General features: G+C 64.2%; 20 protein-coding genes and 1 pseudogene. 8 read left to right on the top strand and 13 right to left on the bottom strand.

Annotated elements, in window-relative coordinates; all coding sequences use genetic code 11:
• Positions 1–27: 27 nt before the first annotated feature.
• From lepB to VD659_RS16265, 8 genes and pseudogenes are all read left to right on the top strand, one after another.
• Positions 28–813, top strand: a pseudogene (gene lepB / locus VD659_RS16300) (signal peptidase I); the annotation flags it as partial.
• 161 nt (positions 814–974) lie between these two features.
• Positions 975–1,706: a ribonuclease HII gene (locus tag VD659_RS16295; RefSeq protein WP_423262092.1), complete on the top strand. Its 732-nt coding sequence runs from the start codon at positions 975–977 to the stop codon at positions 1,704–1,706.
• Positions 1,707–1,718: 12 nt separating this feature from the next.
• The gene (locus tag VD659_RS16290) at positions 1,719–2,042 is read left to right on the top strand and encodes a DUF2469 domain-containing protein (protein ID WP_137837574.1); all 324 of its coding nucleotides are present in this window, start codon (positions 1,719–1,721) and stop codon (positions 2,040–2,042) included.
• Between the two features lie 100 nt (positions 2,043–2,142).
• Entirely contained in the window at positions 2,143–2,514 is a 372-nt protein-coding gene (locus tag VD659_RS16285; protein WP_423262091.1) for a YraN family protein, read from the top strand.
• Complete coding sequence (locus VD659_RS16280; RefSeq protein WP_423262138.1) at positions 2,511–4,049, top strand: YifB family Mg chelatase-like AAA ATPase; 1,539 nt, start codon at positions 2,511–2,513, stop codon at positions 4,047–4,049. The genes VD659_RS16285 and VD659_RS16280 overlap by 4 nt, the downstream gene beginning before the upstream one ends.
• Positions 4,046–5,206, top strand: a complete 1,161-nt coding sequence (locus VD659_RS16275; RefSeq protein ID WP_423262090.1) for a DNA-processing protein DprA — start codon at positions 4,046–4,048, stop codon at positions 5,204–5,206. The genes VD659_RS16280 and VD659_RS16275 overlap by 4 nt, the downstream gene beginning before the upstream one ends.
• A 138-nt stretch (positions 5,207–5,344) precedes the next feature.
• Positions 5,345–5,887, top strand: a complete 543-nt coding sequence (locus tag VD659_RS16270) for a hypothetical protein (RefSeq protein ID WP_423262089.1) — start codon at positions 5,345–5,347, stop codon at positions 5,885–5,887.
• Positions 5,888–6,206: 319 nt separating this feature from the next.
• Complete coding sequence (locus tag VD659_RS16265; RefSeq protein ID WP_423262088.1) at positions 6,207–6,983, top strand: hypothetical protein; 777 nt, start codon at positions 6,207–6,209, stop codon at positions 6,981–6,983.
• Positions 6,984–7,001: 18 nt separating this feature from the next.
• On the opposite strand, the gene VD659_RS16260 is transcribed toward VD659_RS16265, so the two are convergent.
• From VD659_RS16260 to VD659_RS16200, 13 genes are all read right to left on the bottom strand, one after another.
• Positions 7,002–7,886, bottom strand: a complete 885-nt coding sequence (locus tag VD659_RS16260; RefSeq protein ID WP_423262087.1) for a hypothetical protein — start codon at positions 7,884–7,886, stop codon at positions 7,002–7,004.
• Positions 7,887–8,083: 197 nt separating this feature from the next.
• Complete coding sequence (locus VD659_RS16255; protein WP_423262086.1) at positions 8,084–8,455, bottom strand: hypothetical protein; 372 nt, start codon at positions 8,453–8,455, stop codon at positions 8,084–8,086.
• A gap of 5 nt (positions 8,456–8,460) precedes the next feature.
• Positions 8,461–9,915 (bottom strand): hypothetical protein, encoded by a 1,455-nt coding sequence (locus VD659_RS16250; RefSeq protein ID WP_423262085.1) that lies wholly within the window; start codon positions 9,913–9,915, stop codon positions 8,461–8,463.
• A complete protein-coding gene (locus VD659_RS16245; protein WP_423262084.1) occupies positions 9,915–10,424 on the bottom strand; it encodes a hypothetical protein in 510 nt (169 codons plus the stop codon). The genes VD659_RS16250 and VD659_RS16245 overlap by 1 nt, the downstream gene beginning before the upstream one ends.
• Before the next feature lie 68 nt (positions 10,425–10,492).
• Positions 10,493–11,155 carry an IPT/TIG domain-containing protein gene (locus VD659_RS16240; RefSeq protein ID WP_423262083.1) on the bottom strand — a complete coding sequence of 221 codons (663 nt, stop codon included), beginning with the start codon at positions 11,153–11,155 and terminating at the stop codon, positions 10,493–10,495.
• 3 nt (positions 11,156–11,158) lie between these two features.
• Entirely contained in the window at positions 11,159–11,533 is a 375-nt protein-coding gene (locus VD659_RS16235; protein WP_423262082.1) for a hypothetical protein, read from the bottom strand.
• Positions 11,530–11,904 carry a hypothetical protein gene (locus VD659_RS16230; protein WP_423262081.1) on the bottom strand — a complete coding sequence of 125 codons (375 nt, stop codon included), beginning with the start codon at positions 11,902–11,904 and terminating at the stop codon, positions 11,530–11,532. Before VD659_RS16230 ends, VD659_RS16235 begins: the two co-directional genes overlap by 4 nt.
• A gap of 77 nt (positions 11,905–11,981) precedes the next feature.
• Positions 11,982–13,604 carry a hypothetical protein gene (locus VD659_RS16225; RefSeq protein WP_423262080.1) on the bottom strand — a complete coding sequence of 541 codons (1,623 nt, stop codon included), beginning with the start codon at positions 13,602–13,604 and terminating at the stop codon, positions 11,982–11,984.
• Positions 13,605–13,606: 2 nt separating this feature from the next.
• Positions 13,607–14,485 (bottom strand): hypothetical protein, encoded by an 879-nt coding sequence (locus VD659_RS16220; protein WP_423262079.1) that lies wholly within the window; start codon positions 14,483–14,485, stop codon positions 13,607–13,609.
• 267 nt (positions 14,486–14,752) lie between these two features.
• Positions 14,753–16,024 carry a hypothetical protein gene (locus VD659_RS16215; protein ID WP_423262078.1) on the bottom strand — a complete coding sequence of 424 codons (1,272 nt, stop codon included), beginning with the start codon at positions 16,022–16,024 and terminating at the stop codon, positions 14,753–14,755.
• Between the two features lie 317 nt (positions 16,025–16,341).
• A complete protein-coding gene (locus tag VD659_RS16210; RefSeq protein WP_423262137.1) occupies positions 16,342–16,572 on the bottom strand; it encodes an HNH endonuclease in 231 nt (76 codons plus the stop codon).
• 56 nt (positions 16,573–16,628) lie between these two features.
• Positions 16,629–16,772 (bottom strand): hypothetical protein, encoded by a 144-nt coding sequence (locus tag VD659_RS16205; RefSeq protein ID WP_423262077.1) that lies wholly within the window; start codon positions 16,770–16,772, stop codon positions 16,629–16,631.
• Between the two features lie 205 nt (positions 16,773–16,977).
• On the bottom strand, positions 16,978–17,427 hold the full coding sequence (locus VD659_RS16200; protein WP_423262076.1) for a hypothetical protein: 450 nt from the start codon (positions 17,425–17,427) through the stop codon (positions 16,978–16,980).
• Positions 17,428–17,731 lie beyond the last annotated feature (304 nt).

Here is a 17,731-nt window from a genome sequence, read left to right as displayed (position 1 = left end):
CAGTGGTTCGGGAGCTCAGGCGGTTAAATGACAGAAACATCTCTGCCCACACAGGGCGAGCCCACACAGGGCCAGCCCCTTCAGGGCGACCCCGCACAGGGCGGACGAACAGGCGATCAGCGTCCTCGTCGTTCGCGCAGCGCCTGGCTGTTCGCTCGCGATCTCTTGATCATCTTCGTGATCGCGCTGCTCGCCTCGGTGCTCATCAAGACGTTCCTGGTGCGCTCGTTCTACATCCCCTCGGGGTCGATGGAGAACACGCTGCAGATCGACGACCGCATCCTCGTCAACCAGCTGGAGCCGGGCCTCATGCCCCTCTCCCGCGGCGACGTCGTGGTGTTCAAAGACCCGGGAGGATGGTTGCCGCCGGCCGTGGAACCCACCAAGAACCCCGTGGCCGCCGCGCTCGACTGGGTGCTGCAGGGCGTCGGCCTCGCCGCCGACAACGCGAACGACCACCTCATCAAGCGCGTGATCGGCCTGCCGGGCGACCACGTGACCTGCTGCAACGCGTTGGGGCAGATGTCGGTGAACGGCGTCCCGCTCGACGAGAGCGCCTACCTGAAGCTCCCCGACGGGGTCTCCTCCGTCTCGCAGCAGCCTTTCGACATCACGGTGCCGGCGAACTCGCTCTGGGTGATGGGTGACAACCGCTACAACTCGGCCGACTCGCGCTTCAACCAGGACAAGCCGGGCAAGGGCTTCGTGCCCGTCTCGAACGTCGTGGGCCGCGCCATCCTGGTGACCTGGCCCGTCGACCACTGGACCTGGCTCGACAACTACGGCAGCGTCTTCAGCGGCATTCCGGATGAGCCGGCCGCAGCCTCGCCGGCGGCCACCCCGTCGGCCCTGGAGCCGCCGGGTGCCTCCGGAGCGGTGCCGTCTCCGGCGGTCGAGTCTCCGCTCGCGGCCCTGGCCGGTGCAGCCGGGTCCTCCGGTTCGCCCGGTTCCGGCAGCGTCGCGGGTTCGGGTTGATGGCTCCGGTCGCCGACCCGACGCTGCAGGTCGAGCGATCGCTTCTGCCCGGGCGCCAGGGTGTCATCATCGGGTGCGACGAGGTGGGCCGCGGTGCGCTGGCCGGCCCGGTCGCCGTCGGCGTGTGTGCGGTCGACGTGCGCGTCTCGTCGCGGGTACCGCACGGCCTCCGCGATTCGAAGATGCTCTCGGAGCCGCGGCGCGAGGAGCTCGCGCCGATCGCCCGCTCCTGGGCGCTGGCCCACGGCGTGGGCTACGCCTCGGCCGAGGAGATCGACACCCTCGGCATCTCCGCGTGCCTCGGTCTCGCGGGCAAGCGAGCCCTGGCCGAGCTGCACGCGGCCGGCATCGATGTGGCCGGGTCGACCATCCTTCTCGACGGCCAGTTCGACTGGCTCACCCCGGCTCTCGTGACGCCGCTGTCGGTGCGCACGCGCATCAAGGCCGACCGCGACTGTGCGTCGGTCGCGGCCGCCTCCGTCATCTCGAAGGTCGCGCGCGACCGGCTCATGATCGAGCATCACGAGGGCTTTCCCGACTACGGCTGGGTGCGTAACAAGGGCTACGCGAGCGAGGAGCACCGGGCGGCGATCGTCGCCCGCGGTGCCACGCGGCTGCACCGGCACACCTGGCTCACCAACATCGTCGCCGGCGGCGAGTGCATCGGTGCCCCTGCCGGTTCGCCCGGAGGTTCGCCCGTGGCGGACTCGGCGGATGAATCCGCAGCCTAGACTGGACACACGATGGACGAAGACGAATTCGAAGACTACGACCGAGAGGTCGAGCTGGCCCTCTACCGCGAGTATCGCGACGTGGTCTCGCAGTTCAAGTACGTGATCGAGACCGAGCGTCGCTTCTACCTCGCCAACGAGGTCGAACTCAACCGTCGTGACACCGAGCACGACTTCTACTTCGAACTCACCATGAACGACGTGTGGGTGTGGGACGTCTATCGCTCCGACCGCTTCGTGAAGTCGGTGCGGGTGCTGACCTTCAAAGACGTCAACGTCGAGGAGCTCTCGAGCAAGGACTTCGAGCTCCCGAAAGAGCTCGCGCTCGACGAGTAGCACTTCTCCACACCCCGCGGCTGCGCGCTAGTTCTCCACAGATCGCCGCTCCGGGCCGCACTGCCCGCCCGCCTCCCGCACGCTGGTCGCGGAGGTAGTGATGAAGGCGAAAGACGCACTGGGCCGCCGGGGTGAAGACCTCGCGGCGGCCTTTCTCGAGGTGGCCGGGTTCCGGGTGGTGGCGCGCAACTGGCGGTGCCCGCTCGGCGAGATCGACATCGTGGCGCATCACGACGGCACGGTGGTCGTCGTCGAGGTGAAGACGCGAACGACGGATGCCTTCGGGCACCCGTTCGAGGCCATCACCCCGGCGAAGCTGAAGCGCCTGCATCTGCTCTCGGCGGCGTGGGTCACGGCGCACGCCGATGCCGGCGAAGCTCGTCGACGGCCGCCAGTCCGCGTCGACGTGATCGGCATCCTGTGCCCGCCCGGCGGTGTGCCCGCCATCCAGCACCTGCGGGCGGTGAGCTGATGGTCGCGCGCACTCTCTCGGTGGCGCTGCTCGGCATGACCGGTGCGGTGGTGGAGGTCGAGGCCCACATCGCGAGCGCCATTCCCGGCTTCCAGATCATCGGGCTGCCCGACACCGCGTTGTCCGACGCGAAAGACCGCGTGAAGGCGGCGGCCGCGAACGACGGATGCGCATTGCCGGCCAAGAAGATCGTCGTCAACCTCTCGCCGGCCTCGCTCCCGAAGCACGGTTCGGCCTACGACCTGGCGATCGCCGTCGCGGTGCTCGCGGCCGACGGCGGCGTCTCCGCCGAGAACATCGCCACCGTGGTGCACCTCGGCGAGTTGAGCCTCGACGGGCGGGTGCGCCCGATGAGCGGGGTGCTTCCCGCGATCGTGGCGGCGCGCCAGGCGGGCTACACGCGCTTCGTGGTGCCGCGCGGCAACGAAGACGAGGCTCGGCTTGTTCCGGGCGTCGAGGTCGTGACGGTGCGATCGTTGCGCGATGCGCTCATCCACCACGGTGCAGAACTCGAACCGGTGCCCGTCGAGCCGCTGCTGCAGCCCGTGGCCGTGCCGCTCGCGGAGTCGGCCGGAGACCTGGCCGATGTCGCCGGCAACCCCGACGCGGTGGAGTCGTTGGTGGTCGCCGCTGCGGGTGGGCATCACCTCTTCCTGCTCGGGCCGCCCGGCGCCGGCAAGACGATGCTCGCCCAGCGGCTTCCGGGGCTCCTGCCCGACCTCGACCCGGAACAGGCGCTCATGGCCACTTCCGTCTCGTCGCTGGCCGGGCGCCCGCTCAGCGGTCTCGTCGTGCGGCCGCCGTGGGAGAGCCCCCACCACACCTCCTCGGCCGCGGCGCTGGTGGGTGGGGGCTCGAAGCTCATCCGGCCGGGAGCGGCAGCGCGGGCGGCGTTCGGTGTGCTCTTCCTCGACGAGGCTCCGGAGTTCCCCAGCTCGGTGCTGGACACCCTGCGGCAGCCGCTCGAGTCCGGAACCATCACGATCCACCGGGCTAACGCGATCGCGCACTTCCCCGGCCGATTCCAGCTCGTGATGGCGGCGAACCCCTGTCCGTGCGGCCAGTTCGGCACGAGCGACATCGCGTGCACCTGCACACCGATGGCGCGCCGTCGTTATCTCGCGCGTCTGTCAGGGCCGTTGCTCGACCGCGTCGACCTGCAGCTGCGGGTCAATCGGGTCACGACCGCCGAGATGCGCCTCACCGGCGACACGACCGAGCGCCCGAGCACGGCCGTGGCGCGCGCCCGGGTTGAGAACGCCCGAGCGGTGGCACGGCATCGGCTCACCGGCACACCGTGGAAGACGAATGCCGAAGTGCCCGGCGCCTGGTTCCGCTCGGGGGCGCGTCGTCTTCCGCCGGCCACGGTCGCCTCGATCGACCGTGCGCTCGAGCGGGGTTCCCTCACGATGCGCGGCTACGACCGGGTGCTGCGCGTGGCCTGGACCATCGCCGACCTCGACGGCGGGGATGCGGCGCCGACGGCCGATCACATCGGCTGGGCCCTCTACCTGAGACGGTCGGTGGCCGCATGAGCGTCTACGAGCTCGACCGGCGCCTGGTGCGCGAGCTGGTCGAATCCGTCAGCATCGCGGCCCGCGGAAGCGCCCGCGGCCCGGCCCGCCGCCGCCCACCCGCGCCCGCCGTCGCAACCCTGCCGGACCAGGGGGCCGCTTCTGTGCCGAAACCGGCCGGCGCTTCCTCTCCGCCCCTGGCCGGGGCTTCCGCGTCGAGCCCGGCCGGCGCCGCTGTATCGGGCACGAGCCATGCTGACGGATCGATCACGAACAGCGCTGCTGCGCCGAATTCGGCCGACGTCACGTCGCCGGGTGCGGTCGGAGCTCTGGCGTCGGCCAGGCGCTCGCTGGGTCGTGGGCCGACGCCCGAGGGCCCTGCGGCTCCGGCGACGGGAGGTGCGACCACAGCCGGGGGAGCACGAGTCGGAGATTCTCCGACGAGCGATCTCGACGACGACGCTGTGGCGCGATTGTTCGCGACCGCCACGTGGTCGGCGCTGGCGGAGCCCGGTGACGCGGTGGCGGGCGTCGTCGTGGCGGCCCTCGGGGCCGACCAGGCGCTGTCGATGCTGCTCGAGCAGCGCACCCCCCGAGAGTGGTGGCGTGCGTTGGGGGAGGAGTACCGGGCCGTCGTTTCCGAGGCTGATCTCGCTGCAGGCGTGGAACGGTGGCGGCCGCGGCTCTCGTCGCGCCTTGCGGTCGCCGCATTCCGCAGCGCGGCGAACTGCCGCGCGCGCCTGGTGACCCCGGGTGACGCCGAATGGCCTCGAGGCTTCGACGGGCTCGGCGCCCACGCTCCGCTGGCGCTCTGGGTACGCGGTGATGCCCGGGAGCTCTCGCACGCGGCCGGATCGATCGCGATCGTCGGTTCCCGCGACGCCACCACCTACGGTGAGCACGTCGCCACCGAGCTCGCCTCGGGACTCTCCGACCGTGGCTTCGCCGTGTTCTCGGGAGCGGCCTATGGAATCGACGGCATGGCGCATCGGGCGGCACTGGCGAGCCGCGAAACGACGGTCGCCTTCCTCGCCGGGGGAGTCGACCGCCTCTATCCGGCCGCCCACCACGACCTGCTCCTCCGGGTCGAGGCCACCGGAGCGATCGTGTCCGAGCTTCCCTGCGGCTCGGCGCCGACGAAGTGGCGCTTCCTGCACCAGAAAATCAATTTGTGTTAGTGGCGGTATTTGTCGGGGCAACGTTTATGAGTCTTCGCCTTAGCTGAGACGAGTGGGTACCCATCCGTATTGACACATATCCGACCCATTTGAGGGAATTAAGGGTCCATCTCACCCATCGCATGGTAGGGTTCCCATATGACGTCACTCGTGAACTACGAAGAGCTTGACCGTCAGATCGCGGTCACGCAAGAAGAAGTGGACGGTCTGAAGCAGAAGCTCCACGCCGCCCAGGTGCGCCTTGTCAACCTGTCGAACATCCGCGTCAACGCTCAGGCACTCGACGAGGCACCGGACCCTGACGTGACCTTCTTCCCGTCGATCCAGGGATTCATCGAAGCGGACGTCGTACGGGGCCTCGGCCAGGTCCGACAGGAGGCCGACGGCGTGGTCGTTCTCGGTGGGCAGTCCTCGCGGAAGCGGATTCGCTCGACCGAGATGGTGGCCGACGTGGTGAAGGAAGCGGACGTCCCGCTCACGCGAGACGAAATTTTTACGGCGTTTGAGAACACCTACGGATTCCCGGAAACGTGGACCAACCCTCGAAACGCGCTCAACAACGCCATCGCCCGCGCGACCGAAAAGGGCTTGATCGTCCAGGATGACGATGAATTCATATCTCGCGAGGCTGCGGAACGCCTCGTGGCGGATAAGGCACGAATGGAGAACGGCGATGCCTAGGTAGAGAATCGGGGACGCCCACGTGAAGCCTAGCTACAGGTGGCGTCCCCGCCGGGGCGAGATGATCTAGACCATCATCCGCTTCGCAGCCCCGTAGGGGTGCATTCCCGATAGGAACTATTCGGAGTATAGCTCTCGTAGCTTGATCCGCGGGAAGTGCAAGGGCCGGAGGTAGACTCTCCGGCCCTTGTGCATTCAATAAGCAAGGGAGCACGCTGCCGTGGTTAGGAAAAGCGAGCCCCCCGGCCCAATAACGAGGGTAGGGGCGGAGCCCGAATCCGTCTAGCCGCACAGCTATGCTCTCCACCAAGGGGGCATCGTGGAATTCGTCGTGACAATCATCCTCAGCGCTGCGGGCGTGATCGCCGCCATCGTTATTCCTCTTGCGATCTACAGGCGTCAAACTCCGCGCCATGAGCTTTGGTACGACTACTCAAGTCAATCTCTCACGCCGGTTGCTCCCTCCCCATTGGCAGGTCGCCTGAAAGTGGAGATCGATGGCCATCCAGTGGCGGAACCGTACACGTTGAATTTTCGGATCTGGTCAGTCGGTACAGCGGACGTGCGGTCCGACGCGTTTGACGCAGGATCGCCAATGGTGATTTCGCTGGGAGCCGTTGTGCTTGGCCAATACGCAAGCGTGTCGGCGGTAAACGCGGAATTGGTTAAGCACGAGGTGGGGACCGATCGGATTGTTATTCAGCCGTCCCTTATTCGTCGTGACACCGCGATGACCTTTCGCCTTATCGTCGATGGGAAGCCCGAAGTTTCCATAGTTTCGCCGCTAGCCGACGTGTCGCTAAACCACGCAGGGGAACTGGAGAAGCGCGACCACAAAGCATCGCTGTATTGGCGCTATCCGCTTGGTCTTGGATTGATTGCGGCGGTCATAGTTACGCCATTCATCCTTGGCTCACTGCAGGTCCCAGAGAATGTAATCGCTGGCATCGCCCCGTTGCCCATCGCCGCCACGTTGACCCTGTCAATACTGATCATGTTCGGAAATATCTGGACCACCCGATCTAGTCGGGCATACGCCGCTCGCGCGAAAGCCATTCGCAAGGTCAAGCGCGACAACGTAGCTACTGTCGACTAGAGAGCGACCGGCCACGCGTCACTCTTGAATATCGCGAGTCTCCAGCTGCATCTCGTCTTCGGGGAAGTTCCACGTGACCGAACGGACTGAGCCCGTCAAGTTTGGACTGTTGGGTACGTCGATGAGTGAGATTGGCGTCCCGGGGCCTAGCCGGTAATCCGAGACCGCCGTGATCGGCACGGCGCGCGTGCGCCGGAGGCGTTCGGAGAGGATTCGAGCGGCTGCGCCAGCCCCCGGGAAGGGCCGGTTGTAGGTCACAACGAGAGGGAGCCGAGAAGAGCCGGGCTTGCTCGCCGCGTCGTATGACCGGTGTTGAACTCCGCTGGAGTCGGTCCACTCGTAGATCACGAGCACTGACTCGACCACGGTTGACTCCATGTCGATCGTGTCGACGGCCTGTATGAGCGTGGACGCCCCGCTGAAGGTTGCGGACTCGGCAGTGGGTAGTGTGTTCTCGCGCAAGTGCCAGAGGCCGGTCTCGTCGCACCAGAGGCGTAGCCCGAGCTTCTGCACGAGTGGGGAAATGAAGTCCCACGCGGTTGTCCCGGTGCGCCATGGATTGTCTGCGCGGACGAAGGTGGAGCCTGCTGCCACGCCCGAGACCTCACCGAGTGATTCTCCGATATAACCAAGCACCCAGTTCACGATTTGCGGGGCCGTGGTGTAGCCGGTTGGCGCAAACAATTCGGGTGTGGTCGCGGACATGTGGGCATGATCGTGGAGCTTCGCATCCCTTGTCGCGAGGGTGACCGTGGTAAGACCGGTCTGTGGGTCGATTGAGCGTGAGCGAATGAGCATGCCGCTGAAATCGCGGACCACCTCACGGAAGGGTCCGGGCGAGTTCCACGGCTTCCAGCCGGACGGTGTAGTAGCGCCGTAGCTCGTGCGCAGGCGGAGTGTCATCGATCGGAGCGTGGAGGCCGGGTTGACCCCGGCAAAGTCCGTTATGTCCGTAGTGGGAAACTGAAGCGTTGCCTGGCCGTAGGGTGACCATGACTCATCGAGGGTGATGCGGGCAGTCGTCGGGCGTGCGACTGCCGGGAATGAGCCACCGAGTAGGGTCGCCTCGCACGAATGGCTAGTGATCTCTGCCGCGCCGATCACAGCGGCACCACCACCAGCGCGGTCTCCTGGAAGTCCACGGACACAACCCAGCGGCGCATGGTGCTTGGGTCGAGTTCGACAGACACGGACCCAACAACGGCGTAGCGCATCGCGAGCGCCGGGTGATCGGAGTCAAGGATTGTGAAAGCGGCTAGGCCGGTGTGCATTTGCGCTGCGAAGAGTGCGTCTGCCTCATTGAGGTAGAACAGGCGCAACGTTCCTCTCTTCGCTCCGCCAGTACGCAGCGTCACTGCGGGCTGAGCGGTATTCAGGAGCGGGTGCACGATGTTGCGGACTTCGTGGGTCCAGGAGTACCCGAGCACAAGGGGAGGGCTGGTGGCATCGCCGGAACTACTCGTGATCGTCACTGTCATTAGTCGGTTGGGCTTCCCGGGCGGAGGAGCACGCCAACGCCCACGTTGTAGGTCTTCTGGGTGAACTGTGCAAGTTGCCACTCAAAGTCACTGAAGTCGCCGGAAACCTTGATGGCCGGTCCCTGAATCTCCGACGGGATCTGCGCCTTCAGATTCGCGGTGTAACTGTCGGCTGCTGCCGCACCCAGGACACCCCAGTTCGCCGCTGTGCGCTGCTTCTGTTCAAGCGGCGCGTCTACGTACGCCTGAAGGAGCGGGGCGGCTTCGGGGCCTAGCGAGCGAATGTAGTTCAGCGCCTCCTCCGAGAGGGTTGCCGACGCCTGCACCATGTTCTCCTGGTAGGCGGCAATCGCCTGCACCTGCTTTTCGATCGCCGCGTTGTATTCGTCCAGGCTGACTATGCCGTCGTGGGTGTAGTCCTCCCACGCTTCGCCGGTCTCGGTGAGTGCGTCTTGCGTTTTGGTCGCGTACTCGTCAAGCGCTTCCGACTGAGCTTTGATGGCGTATCCGCCCGCATCGGCAAAGTTCTGTTCGGCCTTGGCTGCCTCGTCAGCGGCGGTTTTCGACTGTGAAAGATAGTTGTTGTAGTCAATCTGAGCGTTGATCTGCTCAGTTAGTTGCTTCGTTCGCTTGGACCCGGCGTCTGTGCTGTTGTCTAGCCCGTGAAGCTCATCCTCCATTGATCGCTGGAGGTCCTTGCCCCGCTGAATCAGGTCATCGAGGCCTTTGGAGTTGCCCGCGTAGGCGTCGGTTAGATCCTTGAATGAAGAGCCGGAATTGTCTGCGGCCTTTCGGAGGTCCTTCAGGCTGGCCTCTCCATCGTTTGCGCCGGTTGCGAGATCCTGAAGCCGCTGGCCGATGAAGTCGAGACTGACCTCGCCCTCCTTGCCTGTCTCGATTAGCTCGCTAGCGAGCGCGGACACCTTGGCCTGGAAGGCCTCGCTATTCGTACCTGCCTGGTCGAAGGCGGAACTCACCAGACCGATTCCTGCGGCGGCTGCGTAACCGGCAATGACACCGGCAGGGCCGAACCCTGAAAACGCGGTCGCTGCGACTGACTGGAAGCCGTCCGCGATGGACTGCGCCGAACCGTCGAAGCTCGAAGCAACCTCGTCCGCGTTCTGCCGGGCCTCCTCCTTGAACGTTTTCACGCTCTCCGAAGCCTCGGCTGAACCCTTCTTGACGCCCCTGCCGATTGAGTCGCCTGCATCTGAGCCTTCGCGTTTCGCGGTGTCGGCAATGTCCTTGAAGGAGCGTTCTAGCTTGTCGAGCGCGGCGGTGCCCTCTTTCGAACCGTCCTTGATCGAGTCCCCGAGCATGTCGCCGGTCTTGTCGGAGGCCCTGGTTACGTCGTCGAGTGAGTCCGCGACCTTCTCGAAGGCGTCCTCAACATCCCCGGCTCCGCGCTGAACGTCACGAACGTTCGAGAAGATGTCAATGCTGAATCCAGCCACTAGCTCTTCCCCTCAATGCCGTCCATGAATCGGCGGATGACAGTCTGAACCCAGAGAGATGCAATGCGGGGCAATAGGTCCGTCACCGTCGGCTCAATGACGTAGCCTCCGCGGCGGCGTGGGCGTAGCTGTGCGCTAGTGCGTCGAGTCACGGAGTACTTCTTTCCGTTCTTGCTGGTGGCCTCGTAGGTCGTCTTCTTTGCTACATCCGCGCCGTACTCGATCGCGTACCAGGTGTCAGCGGGCTTGAGACCACCGGAGAGCTTGCCTTGGAGGCTGGCGGATTTCAGCTTGATGTTCTGGTTTGACACTGACACTCGAGAACTGGCAACTAGCGCCTTGTGCTCTAGGCGGGTGCTGGCATGCTCCGCTAGTCCCTTGTTCCACTCCGGGGCAATCAGGTCTTTGGACCACTTGCGAATATCGGCCTGGAACTCCTTGCGGGCGCGGCGGACGCCGAGAATAGCGGCTTGCAATTCTCGGGATGAGCGGGCGTCAATGCGCAACAAGATGGCTCCAAGGAGAGGGGTCCCGGCGCGGCCAGAGGTACACACGGTCACCGCGCCGGGAGGTTGATTTACGCGTACGAATAGGCGGCAGTGGTCGTGGATTGGCCAGTCCCATTGGTGACCTTGACCGGCTTGGAGCCAGCGGCCTGAGCAGGGCTTGTCGCGTAGATAACCGAGTCCGATTCCACAAAGAAGGAAGTCGCGTTGGTTGTGCCGAACTGAACGGAAACCGCACCGATGAACTTGGACCCGGTGATCTTGACGAGGGTTCCTCCAGCGATGCCTCCCGTTGCGGGAGTCGCGGCGGAGACGGTTGGAATGACTGGCGTACCGGCGACGAGGACGGGCTTGCCCGTTATTCCGAGCGTGACGGTGGCCTCAGCGGTCGCGTTGCCCGCTCCGCCGATCGCGCCCGGCGTGATGATGAGATTGACGGAGAAGCTGGGACCGGTGCCGTTGCGAGGGCGGAAGACTGCGGCGACGGTCGCGCCTTCGTTGTTGAACAGGTACGCGCTCAGCGACCCCGCCGTGTCCCAGTCTTGGACAAAGCTAATTGAGGCGGTCCAGGTGGCAACGGATGTATCCGTGAAGGTGCCGGAGACTCCGCTCCACGTAATGGCGTTTGCGGACGGCGTGAAGGTCACGTTGGAAATGGCCTTTTCGTACTGGTCGGCTCCGATCTGGAGGACCGCATCCTTGAGGATGAGTGGGGTGAGTTGGATGATTGACACGGGCTACGCGTCCTTTCTGGTGACAATGGTGAGGGCGATGTCATAGGAGATGCCGGTGTCCGTGTAGACGGCTTTATCGGCAGTGCTCCAGGAGATGTAAGGCAGCGCATCCAGAGCCGCTAAAAGCGTCCCGGTGTGCTCGTCCAGGTCGTCCTCCGCCTTCTCGTCGACACCGGAAAGCGGGGTCGCGATGGTGACGGCGAAGGTGACCAGATGGGACCCCGTGACAATGCGGGGGTCCGGCTCAATACGCCGCTGGCGAATGAAGACCGTTGGCGCGGAGAGCACACCGGGGTCCCTTTCACTGGTGACGTACCGGTAGTTGCCAGGCAGAAGGGGCTTGAGCATGTCGGCTAGCTGCTGGCGTAGTGATGTCATGCGACCAGTGGCCTTCCGCGCTTTGGACGCAGGAGCGCCTGGACGCGCCACGTCATGGGAAAGGGTGTGATGGTGAACTCACCAGTCCCGAAGTCTCCAGATGGGTTAGCCCGGCTGGAGTTGTAGAGGTCCTTGACTTGTGCAAGCTGCGCAAGGCGGTAGTTCTGCGGAACACTTGGGAAGTACGTGATTCCGTCGTCCGTGGTGGTCGGCTTGAGCACCGGGGCGTATGCCTCGCACTGCTTGATTGCCGAATCGTTCAGCATGTCTAGGAGGTCGTCATCATCCGGGCAGTCTTCCCAGAGGTCGCGAATCTCGGCGTTGGTGAGCCACCCGTGATACTCGGGGTCGTAGAACATCTCGAATGCCATTGGTGTCACCTCCTGGTGAATGAGGGCGGCGGCGCGGGGTGAGAATTGAGGAAGAGCCCCCGCGCCGCCTAGGTCAGCTACGCGGTTGCCGCGGTGACCAGCTGGAGGGCTGCGGCGTCGTTGACATTGACGGCGAGGTAGCCGAAAGCTGCCTTGTCAACACCACCGCGGGCCAGGTCGAGAGCGTCGATGCGGACTGGAGCTCCGGGGAGCTCGAAGACCGTGACGGCCTCACGGGCACCGACCAGGACCTTGCCGGTTGCGAGCGATGCGGAGGGACGGATGGTGAATCCACCAAGCTCGCCGTCCTCTAGGCCTAGGGCTGCGGAAAGGTATCCAAGAACGTTGTTGCTCGGGGTCTTCAAGAGTTGCTTGTAAAGCGTTGGGTGGACCAGTGCGAAGTTGGGAAGGGTACCGGTAACCGAGATGGCTACGGCTCCGTCGATGATTGCGGACATAGCCGAACCGATGGTCTGACCCGTTGCGCCCGGAAGGGTGGTGAGAGCGTCACCAGCGAGCGCGGTAGCTCCGGCGATGGCTGCGGCGGCAACCTTGCCATCTGCCCACCGGGAGTAGTCCTCCGTCACGGCTGCGGCGTAGGACTCGAAGAAACCCTCTACCGGGAAGTCCACGAACTCGCGTGCGATGTCGTGACCGATGGCGTAGCGGACAGCCGAACCGGTGACGGGAGCAACGGTCAGGGTGTTGGAAGGTACGTTGCTTTTGTTGCCCGGCCAGTCAGCACCTCCAGCTGAGGGCTTCTGAGTCCACTTGAATCCGGCGAAGGTAAGGGAGGTGAGGTCCTTGTGGTTGAAGAGGGGGAGTACCTGCTGCCGATACGTCGTAGCGGACCAAATCTCACCAAGCCACTGAGGCGCGCCCGGGCCGGTAATGGTGTTGGCGATGCCACCGGCTCCGTCGTACTTGACATCGGAGAGAGCGGCGAACAGGGTTGCGCCGTTCTGACCGTTGAGCCGCGCGGCGAAGTCGGAATCTGACATGAGGCCAGAGGCGCGCTGAGCATAGAGGGTGTTTAGTTCAGCGAGGCCTAAACCGCGCTCTTCTGTCTTGACCGCACCAGCGGTCAGAGTGTTGGGGAGAGCCACGGGGGCGTCCTCACTTTCGGTGTCGGGTGTGAATTGGGTGGTGCTGTCGCCCGCGTGGACGGTGACGGTTTCGGGCATCTCGGAGGCCTCGATTGCGAGGTCGCCATCTACGGGTTGGAGAGGGGCCGGCGATGCGTCCGCCTCGGGGAGTTCCCCGGCATCGGCGGCTAGGAGAGTGGCGCTAGGGAATGCGCCCTTCTCGACTACGGCGGCTCCGAAGATGCGGCCCGCGAGTGCCTGACCGGCGCGGAGGACAATGCCCTTGGCTTCTACGCTCAACTTGGAGCGGGTGCCGTTGGCGAAGGCCTCTAGGGCTTCGTCTGCCTCTTCCGTGTTGGCGAACTTGAATGTGGCGTGGATGCCGTCTTCCTGCTCCGCTAGGAGGACAGCGCGGCCTACCGGGGCTTCCCGGTCGTGGCCTACGTTGAGGGTCACAACCTCGGGGTCACGCGGCAGGGTGAAGGCTCCGGCCTTGACCGTGAACCGTCCAAGGTTGGTGTTGCCCTCTTCTCCAAAGGGAACCAAGAGGCCGCTTACGGTGCGCTCTTCTACGTTGGCGAGAAGGGTGCCCGCCTCGATAAATACGTCTGTCATGCTCAGTCGGCCTCCGGGGCTGCGGTCGGGTTGGGAAGTGCGGCGTAGGCCTCGGTGAGGTCGAAGCGGACGCGGGTCCCGCGGGGCACGGCGTCATCCATCGAGAGGCGGGCCTCTATCGGCTGGAGCCAGAACTGGAGGTCGTCCAGCCACTTGGAGCGGGTGCCCTCCTGCGTCGAATACGTGAGTGACGCGGTGCTGAGGGAGCCGTCCAACATCTGCGTTGGGACGTTGAGGAATGAACCGATGTCGGTACGGAGCGCGTTGCGGCCCTCAATCAGGAGCGCGGGGTCCGTAAGTCCGTGAGTCTCTAGCTGGAGGCCCGCGGGGAGGAATCCAAGCGCGCCATCCTTGTCACGGCGGGCAACGCTCCACTGGCTGAGGAGGTCCGTGATTTCGTCCTGTTCAAGCTCGGTGATGGACTCACCGGACTCCTGGCGTAGGACCGTCAGCGGGATCGGGTTGCGGACCTTGGAAACCCAGGAGTTCTCAATGTCGCGGGCACCGCGGAGTGTGCGGTTTCCGATGTTGAGAAGGCCGTCAAAGGCGGAATTGATGAGGAGGTATGAGTCCTCGGGGACGGCCTTGGAGTCCACTAGGACTCGACCGTCTGTGATGGTCCACTGCTCCATCGGGCACCAGTTGGCCTTGGTGATCTGCCCGGCTGCGCCACGCTCAACCACGAGGAGCGAGAAGCCGAAGAAAATTAGGTCATCGAGAACCGCGGCGAGCCTTTCGTACGGGGTGACCTCGGTGTCGGTTCTGTAGAGCCACGTGGGTTGATTGGCTAGCGGGCCGTTGGCGTCAAGCGCTCGAAGAGGGAACCGGCAGACGGTCGAGACGATGAGGTTGCGCGCCTTGCTGACAGCCGGGATGGACATGGCTTCTTGCCGTGTCATGGGGTACTTGTCCATCTCGTCCGCGCCGAAGATTTCGGAGAGGACTACCTGGCTAAGGGCGTTGCTTTGGGACCAGGGAGACGCGACTGCAAAGTCAGTAGCGCCCTTACTCAGGTCGCGTGCACGTCGAAAAATCCCCATTTCTCAAGCGTGACTTTTCCTCAGAATGGTGATTCGGGCGCAAACGTAAAAGAGGCCCGGACTGCCCCTAGATGGCGGGGAAGTCCGGGCCTCGAAAGTGCTCCGGGTTTAGCTGGCGATCATGCGGGGGAGTGGTCGCTTGACCGGCTGAGCGTCGTAGGCGTGCAGTGCGAGGGCTGCGGCCTCAACGGTGGTGATGTCGTCGGCATCGAGTGCGCGCCCGAAGAGGACGGAGCCGCGGTGAGAGCGCCTGACCGTGGCCTTGATTCCGGCGTTCAGCTCGTCCTGATTCCAGTGACGGACGTTGCCCGTTTCAACCTCCGTCATGAACAAGGCCGTAGCGGTCAGCACGTCCTTATAGCCGCGAGGCTTGAGGAGCGGGCGAGGGTTCAGCCGCTTTAGGCGTTCCACGATGACCAAGACCTCTCCCTTGTTGTCGTGGACGATAGGGACCCTTTTCCTGGTAGCTAGCGCGCCCGCGTAATCCGTTAGCCAGTTGATGCCCGGTGCATTCTTCATGACTAGGACACACGCCTTGCTGTCCTGTCTCCAGGCCACGACGGCGGACGCGGATAGCCGGTCAGGGTGGACAGAGACGGCAAGGGCGGCGTTGGCTGGAGGCGTTGGGAACGCGCCCGGCTTGGCGTTGAGCATCCACTGCTCATAGTCGAATAGCTGGCCCGCCTGACCGACCATGCCAGGAATCGATAAGTATTCTCTGAGGTAAGACTGGGGGCGTTCGCGGTACTGCCTCCATCGGTCCTCGATGGTGTCCAGCGTGGTCAAGGTCCCGATGCCCGGATGCGCCTTGAGGGTCATCTCCCGCATGACTTCCCAGTCGGCGTAGTCCTCCGCGGTGACCGGCTCGGGAGCGCTGTACTCCACGATGCCGACGCGGGGCACCTCGGCCCGTCCGTCCTTGAGCGTGTCGAACAGGAGGTTGCCGTCTCGGTAGGCGGGCGCTGTCCCGGCAATGACCATCTGTCCATCGGGGCGCGTGTCTTGCGTGGCGCGAGCACCGGCCATGAGGTCTTCCCCAAGCTCGGGGCTGGCCTCTCCGCTTTCGTCAATCACCACCGCATCTAGGGCGTCTGATCTGAACGAATCACCTGACGGAGTGAGCACTGTAAACGCGGAGCCTGTCTCCGGCCAGTAGATGCCCTCACTACCCGCGGCAAGGCGAATCACAAACGGGCGCGTCTCGGGGTCCGGGTACAAGCGCGCGAGCGGTGCCGCGATGTCCTGACGGAATCGGGTGCGGGCCTTGGCTCCGGTGGTCGCCAGGGTGAAGCCAACTAGGTACTCCTCCCGCATCGCACACCGGCCCAACATGACGGCGACAATCGAAGTCGTCTTACTCGACCGGCGCGGGATGAGCACGCCAACGGTCGAGTTGACGGGGCGTCCGTCCTCGCGTTCCGCTCCGAGTGCGTCGCTGATTACGAGTTGCTGAGGGTGTAGTGGTTTACGCGGGGTGTTCAAGCCGAGAAGTCGCGCGCCCTCTAGGAACTCCTGCCGACTCCGTTTCGATCCGTTCAAATCGGATGCGAATCGGGGCGAAATTCCCGAGTCTCGGTGCGCCTCCCAGCCCTCCAAATCGAGAGGTTGAAACATCCTCACCGGAGAGAAAGATGTTTCTGTTGCCATGCTGGGGGTACTGCGGTATATTTCAAAAACGCCAGTTGAGCCATCTTCATTTACCATTTTGGCTCACCTCGATCGTCTTTGAGCGATCGTCCGAGTTGTTGCGCTCGACCTCGACGCCCGCCATCTGATCGGTTGCACTTCTTGTGTGCGGGCCACAGGTTCTCTGCTGTGTTGCGTCCGCCTTGAGCCAGCCCGATCAGGTGGTCAGTGTCCCAAGGTGCTAAGCCAATCGGCACGCCGCATCGTGAGCACGGCGCACCCGATCGCACCAGCGCCTCCATGACTGGACGCCAGCGCATGCGGTCTGCGGTGGTCCAGTGCTTTCGGTGGTGTGCGCTCACTTCTTCTTCCTGGCTTCTTCTCGCCGTCGGCTCTCCGCGGTGACGCACTCCTCGCACCGGCATCCGGCGAAGTTGTACGCCTCTCGACCGCCCGGCCTCACGCGCTTGCCTCGCCGGTCGAACTCGATGTGTTCGGTCATGAGTTGACCCTCGACCTGTAGGCCTTTTCGGCTGCGGAGCAGAGCGCACATCGACAGCCTCTAAGGCCGTATGTTGATCGCTTCCCGTGGATCAAGGGCGCAGTGGTGTTCACGCGCCACCACGCCTTGTAGCACCGGAAGCACATGGACCGGGCGTAGACGCTTCCGGTTCCGCAGTTGCAGAGCGTGAGGTCAACTCGTGTCGTCATGACTCACCCGCCTTGAGTGGAGAGTCGAAGTTTCGATGGCACTTGACGCAACGCGGCTCGTAGTGGGCGAGCTTGAGCGAGTAGGGCAGGACATGTAGGCCGTGGACGCCTCGCACCTCATCGGGGTCCGTGCCGTCGTAGCTCCACTCTTGAGCCTGCTCACCACAGTCCACACAGCGGTAGCCTGTCGCATGCCCATTGGCCTCGCGCACCCGCTGGTGCATGCGGACGTAGCCGGGCATCAGAGCGGCTTGGGCCTTCTGGCATCCACACGAGCGCTGTCGGTTCCACACCAGGGAGTCCGTGAGGACCGGCTTGACGTTCCCGCAGAGGTCGCACTGGCACAGCCACATCGAACGGGGCTTTCCGTTCGGACCTATCTTGTTAGGCGCGCGCTCGATCACCACGAGATGCCCGAAGCTCTGGCCTGTCAGGTTGTGTGTCATATATTCAGGGTGAGTGAATCTCGAAACCCTGATTTGGGTGACCCCGCACCCCGGAAGGTCTAATCCCTAGTGGTGGTGCGGATCGCTACGAATCCCGAAGTGCTCGGGGATTTTTTTCGGAGCCTCCGGACACCACCACCAGCACGGTAGTAGTCACTAGTCACATAGTTGTGCACTGCACCCCTTGGGTGTGCACTGTGTGACTACTGGACCAGTGACAAGTCCCTGCATCCCTTTGTTTATAAGGAAGTGGGACCCCTCGGCCAGTAGTCACTCCACTAGTCACTAGTCATTCGTGACTACT

The organism is Herbiconiux sp. 11R-BC (assembly GCF_049472555.1).
GTDB lineage: Bacteria > Actinomycetota > Actinomycetes > Actinomycetales > Microbacteriaceae > Herbiconiux.
The sequence above is the reverse complement of the archived record's forward strand: the minus strand, read 5'-3'. Positions and strand labels throughout refer to the sequence as shown.

Coding starts and splice junctions, on each gene's coding strand:
- VD659_RS16275 (WP_423262090.1), top strand. CDS start 4,046: ATGAGCGTCTACGAGCTCGACCGGCGCCTGGTGCGCGAGCTGGTCGAA.
- VD659_RS16235 (WP_423262082.1), bottom strand. CDS start 11,533: ATGACATCACTACGCCAGCAGCTAGCCGACATGCTCAAGCCCCTTCTG.
- VD659_RS16200 (WP_423262076.1), bottom strand. CDS start 17,427: ATGACACACAACCTGACAGGCCAGAGCTTCGGGCATCTCGTGGTGATC.
- VD659_RS16295 (WP_423262092.1), top strand. CDS start 975: ATGGCTCCGGTCGCCGACCCGACGCTGCAGGTCGAGCGATCGCTTCTG.
- VD659_RS16290 (WP_137837574.1), top strand. CDS start 1,719: ATGGACGAAGACGAATTCGAAGACTACGACCGAGAGGTCGAGCTGGCC.
- VD659_RS16210 (WP_423262137.1), bottom strand. CDS start 16,572: ATGGAGGCGCTGGTGCGATCGGGTGCGCCGTGCTCACGATGCGGCGTG.
- VD659_RS16270 (WP_423262089.1), top strand. CDS start 5,345: ATGACGTCACTCGTGAACTACGAAGAGCTTGACCGTCAGATCGCGGTC.
- VD659_RS16225 (WP_423262080.1), bottom strand. CDS start 13,604: ATGACAGACGTATTTATCGAGGCGGGCACCCTTCTCGCCAACGTAGAA.
- VD659_RS16220 (WP_423262079.1), bottom strand. CDS start 14,485: ATGTCCATCCCGGCTGTCAGCAAGGCGCGCAACCTCATCGTCTCGACC.
- VD659_RS16260 (WP_423262087.1), bottom strand. CDS start 7,886: ATGACACTCCGCCTGCGCACGAGCTACGGCGCTACTACACCGTCCGGC.
- VD659_RS16230 (WP_423262081.1), bottom strand. CDS start 11,904: ATGGCATTCGAGATGTTCTACGACCCCGAGTATCACGGGTGGCTCACC.
- VD659_RS16285 (WP_423262091.1), top strand. CDS start 2,143: ATGAAGGCGAAAGACGCACTGGGCCGCCGGGGTGAAGACCTCGCGGCG.
- VD659_RS16205 (WP_423262077.1), bottom strand. CDS start 16,772: ATGACCGAACACATCGAGTTCGACCGGCGAGGCAAGCGCGTGAGGCCG.